The sequence below is a fragment of the Pseudomonas sp. HMWF006 genome (genome assembly GCF_003061205.1).
Taxonomy (GTDB): Bacteria; Pseudomonadota; Gammaproteobacteria; order Pseudomonadales; family Pseudomonadaceae; genus Aquipseudomonas; species Aquipseudomonas monsensis.
This window is the reverse complement of the sequence record NZ_QAIU01000324.1, coordinates 1-3,856: the sequence shown is the minus strand read 5'-3', so window position 1 is coordinate 3,856 and position 3,856 is coordinate 1. Positions and strand designations below refer to the sequence as shown.

General features: G+C 60.8%; 5 protein-coding genes. 4 read left to right on the top strand and 1 reads right to left on the bottom strand.

Features of this window, described 5'->3' with window-relative positions; all coding sequences use genetic code 11:
- From DBR24_RS13205 to DBR24_RS13195, 3 genes are all read left to right on the top strand, one after another.
- On the top strand, positions 1-813 hold an 813-nt coding region (locus DBR24_RS13205; RefSeq protein ID WP_146189035.1), incomplete at its 5' end, for a DUF692 domain-containing protein.
- Positions 810-1,568, top strand: coding sequence for a DUF2063 domain-containing protein (locus tag DBR24_RS13200; protein ID WP_128614983.1), 759 nt, complete (start codon positions 810-812; stop codon positions 1,566-1,568). The genes DBR24_RS13205 and DBR24_RS13200, both read left to right, overlap by 4 nt.
- Positions 1,565-2,041 (top strand): DoxX family protein, encoded by a 477-nt coding sequence (locus DBR24_RS13195; protein WP_123465288.1) that lies wholly within the window; start codon positions 1,565-1,567, stop codon positions 2,039-2,041. The genes DBR24_RS13200 and DBR24_RS13195 overlap by 4 nt, the downstream gene beginning before the upstream one ends.
- 30 nt (positions 2,042-2,071) lie before the next feature.
- Here the strand turns inward: DBR24_RS13195 and DBR24_RS13190 are convergent, their stop codons facing one another.
- Positions 2,072-2,986, bottom strand: a complete 915-nt coding sequence (locus DBR24_RS13190; RefSeq protein WP_128614982.1) for a LysR family transcriptional regulator — start codon at positions 2,984-2,986, stop codon at positions 2,072-2,074.
- Between the two features lie 104 nt (positions 2,987-3,090).
- On the opposite strand from DBR24_RS13190, the gene DBR24_RS13185 reads away from it, so the two are divergent.
- Positions 3,091-3,690, top strand: coding sequence for a short chain dehydrogenase (locus DBR24_RS13185; protein ID WP_123465284.1), 600 nt, complete (start codon positions 3,091-3,093; stop codon positions 3,688-3,690).
- The last annotated feature ends 166 nt before the right edge of the window (positions 3,691-3,856 follow it).

Sequence of the window (3,856 nt, the reverse complement as noted above, 5' to 3'; positions counted from 1 at the left end):
GGGCTCAAGACCGGGCACTTTCGTGAAGTGCTCGGCTCACTACCGGACCTCGGCTTCTTCGAAGTCCACGCCGAAAACTACATGGTGGACGGCGGTCCGTTTCATCATTTTCTCGGTTTGATCCGCGAACAGTATCCGCTGTCGCTGCACGGCGTCGGCCTGTCCATCGGTGCCGAAGGGCCACTGGACACAGAGCACCTCAAGCGTCTGGCCGGGCTGATCGAGCGTTATCAACCCCAATCCTTTTCCGAACACCTGGCCTGGTCGAGCCACGGCCCGGTGTTCCTCAATGACCTGCTGCCACTGGCCTACGACACGCCGACGCTGAACCGCGTCTGCGCGCATATCGACCAGGTGCAGAACACCCTCAAACGCCCGATACTGCTGGAAAATCCGGCGACCTATCTGGCCTTCCAACACTCGACCCTCGACGAAGCCGACTTCATCAGTGAAGTCATCCGTCGCAGCGGCTGTGGCTTGCTGCTCGACGTCAACAACGTCTACGTCTCTTGCATCAACCATCAACGCGATCCGCAGGCGTACCTCAACGCGCTGCCGCTGCACGCCGTCGGTGAGATTCATCTGGCCGGGTTTGCCGAAGATTGCGACAGCCTCGGTGACCGCTTGCTGATCGACGATCACGGAGCGCCGGTTGATCAAGCCGTTTGGGCCTTGTACCGACAAGCGCTGGAGCGTATCGGCCCGGTAGCGACGCTGATCGAACGTGACAATCAGGTCCCGGCCTTCAATGTGCTGCTGGCCGAGGCACGGCAGGCCGACGAAATACTGCTCGGTGCGGGAGTCCGGTCATGAGTCATCAAGCGGCTTTTGCTGCCGCGCTACTCGACCCGCAATTGCCCTGCCCCGATGGGCTGTGCAGTGCCAACGGGGCCGATCCGGCCAGTCGGTTTTCGGTGTATCGCAACAATGTGCAGAGTTCGCTGATCAACGCGTTGGCGGACAGCTATCCGGTGGTGCAGCAATTGGTCGGCGAGGATTTTTTCCGCGCCATGGCCGCTGTTTTCGTACAACAACACCCGCCAGAAACCCCGTTGATGAGTCGCTACGGCGAAGCGCTGCCAGCCTTCCTCGACGCATTCGAGCCGGCAGCGAGCGTGCCGTATCTGGCCGACGTCGCACGGCTCGAACGCCTGCGCACCCGCGCCTACCACGCCGGCGATGCACTGCCGGTGCGCCCGGAGCAGATCACCGCGGCACTCGCCGATCCGACTGCGCTGAGCGACCTGCGCTTCAAGCTTCATCCGTCGCTGCACTTGCTGGACTCGCACTACGCCGTGGTTGCGATCTGGGCTGCGCATCAGGGTGATGCGACGCTGACCGGTATCGACACCCGGCACGGGCAGCACGCCTTGGTGCTGCGCAACGGCCTCGACGTCGAGGTGTTTGCCGTCGAACCCGGCGCCAGTGTGTTTCTGCGTCACCTGCTCAATGACCAACCGCTGTTGCTGTCCGCGCAAAACAGCCCGCCGTTCGACCTCAGCCACACCCTCGCGCTGTTGATTGCCAGCAACGGCATCGTCCACCTGAAAAACAAGGAATCGCCATGAACAACCTCATCACCCGCGCCATCGCCCTGCTGGAGAAAATCCCCCACAGCCTGATCGCCTTCATTGCGCGTTTCTCGATTGCGGCGGTGTTCTGGAAGTCCGGGCAGACCAAGGTCGAAGGGTTGGCCATTGACCTGATCGACGGCACGTTTCAATTCGGCTGGCCACGCCTGGCTGACTCGACCATTGCGCTGTTCAAAAGTGAATATCACGTACCGTTACTGTCGCCGGATGTCGCCGCGCACCTGGCCGCGTTTGCCGAACACTTCTTCCCGGTGCTGATCCTGGTCGGCTTCGCTACGCGGTTTTCGGCGCTGGCGCTGTTGGGCATGACCCTGACCATTCAACTGTTCGTGTATCCAGATGCCTATCCGACCCACGGCACCTGGGCGGCCGTGTTGCTGTACCTGATGACGACCGGGCCGGGCAAGCTGTCGATTGACCATCTGATCGCCCGCCACTTTTCGCGCTGAGCAGAATCCCACTGGAAATGAATTGCAGAGCTATTTCGGTAGGCGATCCAGCGCCTCGCCACTGCGCTTGAACCAGCCCATCAGATAGTCCGCCAGCACTTGCGTGCGTTTCGGCAGACCGCCCTGATAAGGGTGCACCAGGTACATCGGCATGCGTCGAGTCTGAAAATCGCGCAGGAGCCAGCGCAATCGCCCGTCAGCCAATTCCGCCTGCAACAGGTACGAAGGTAACCGGGCGATGCCCGCCCCGCTGAGTGCGGCCTTCTTGAGCAGGTTGTAATGGTTGCTGGCGAACGGTCCCGACACCCGCACCCGCTGCAATTCGTGTTGCTGGTGATACAACCATTCTTCGCGACCGCTGTAATGGCTATTGAGCAGGCAACGATGATCGGCCAGCGCCTGGGGCGTCAGCGGTTCGCCGAACCGCTCGAGATAGGCGGGGCTCGCGCAGGTCATCTCCTGCCAGGCCAACAAGGGTTTCGCCACCAGTCGCTCGTCGTTGGCCACTTCACTGCGGATCGCCAGATCAAAGCCGTCGCGCGACAAGTCACGGTAGCTGTTGTTCAGCTCCAACTCGATCTGCACCTCGGGGTACTGCTGGGAAAACTCCAGCAGCAAGCCATCGAAGAAGGTTTCCCCCAGCGACACCGGCACTGTCATCCGCACCGGACCCGCCATGTCGTCCTTCAGCCGCGCCAGGGCCTGACGCGCTCGTTCGACCTGAACCACAAGCGCCTGGGCCTGCGGCAATAACGCTGCGCCCGCGGCAGTCAGGCTCAGGCGGCGCGTGGTGCGCTGCAGCAGCACCACGGAAAATCGCGCTTCCAGCTGACTGATGCGTTTGGACAACTGTCCCTTGCTGCAACCCAATTGCTGCGCCGCCAAGGTAAAACTGCCGGCCTCGATCAACACCGCGAACGCCGCCAGATCATCCATTTCACTCATGGATTGTTTCCATTTGAAAACCAAAGGTTGCCCATTAGCGCGCTTATCCGTAGAAAAAACCACTCTAGACTGAAACCTCGTTCAATCACTTGAGGCACAGCACAATGAAAATCCTGTTAATCGGCGCCAGCGGCACCATCGGTTCAGCCGTGGACAAAGAACTGTCGCAACGCCACGAAGTCATTCGCATCGGTCGCACCAGCGCTGATCTGCAAGTCGATATCAGTGACAGTGCGTCGATCCGCCAGCTGTTCGAAAAAACCGGCAAATTCGACGCCCTGGTCTGCGCCGCCGGCAACGTAACGTTCGCCCCGCTGGGAGAGATGAACGAAGACAGTTTTGCCCTCGGCCTCAAGGACAAACTGATGGGCCAGGTCAACCTGCTGCTGATCGGCCGAGAGTTCGCCAATGACGGTGCGTCGTTCACCTTCACCACCGGCGTACTCAGCCATGATCCGATTCGCAGCGGTGCGTCAGCGGCGCTGGTCAACGGTGCACTGGACAGTTTTGTGAAAGCGGCCGCCATCGAACTGCCTCGCGGTCTGCGGGTGAACTCGGTCAGCCCGACCGTATTGCTGGAGGCGATGGGCAGCTACGCCCCGTACTTCCGCGGCTACAAGCCGGTTCCCGCGGCGGACGTGGCGTTGGCCTACGCAAAAAGTGTCGAAGGCCTCCAGACCGGACAGACCTTTCACGTGGGTTGATTTTCACTTCTCGATCAAAGTCGGCAGCAGTTTTTTGGCCACAGGGCGCGACATCACGATCATCAGTTGCGCCCCCAGCTCCGAATGCACCGTCGCCGTTGAAATGTGCTGGCCGTTGATAGACAGGTTCAATGGCTGGCCCAGCGCCTCTCGACTGATCCTTCGA

Bases quoted from the DNA above. Each gene is read 5' to 3' on its own strand.
- DBR24_RS13200 (WP_128614983.1), top strand. From the start codon at position 810: ATGAGTCATCAAGCGGCTTTTGCTGCCGCGCTACTCGACCCGCAATTG.
- DBR24_RS13195 (WP_123465288.1), top strand. From the start codon at position 1,565: ATGAACAACCTCATCACCCGCGCCATCGCCCTGCTGGAGAAAATCCCC.
- DBR24_RS13190 (WP_128614982.1), bottom strand. From the start codon at position 2,986: ATGAGTGAAATGGATGATCTGGCGGCGTTCGCGGTGTTGATCGAGGCC.
- DBR24_RS13185 (WP_123465284.1), top strand. From the start codon at position 3,091: ATGAAAATCCTGTTAATCGGCGCCAGCGGCACCATCGGTTCAGCCGTG.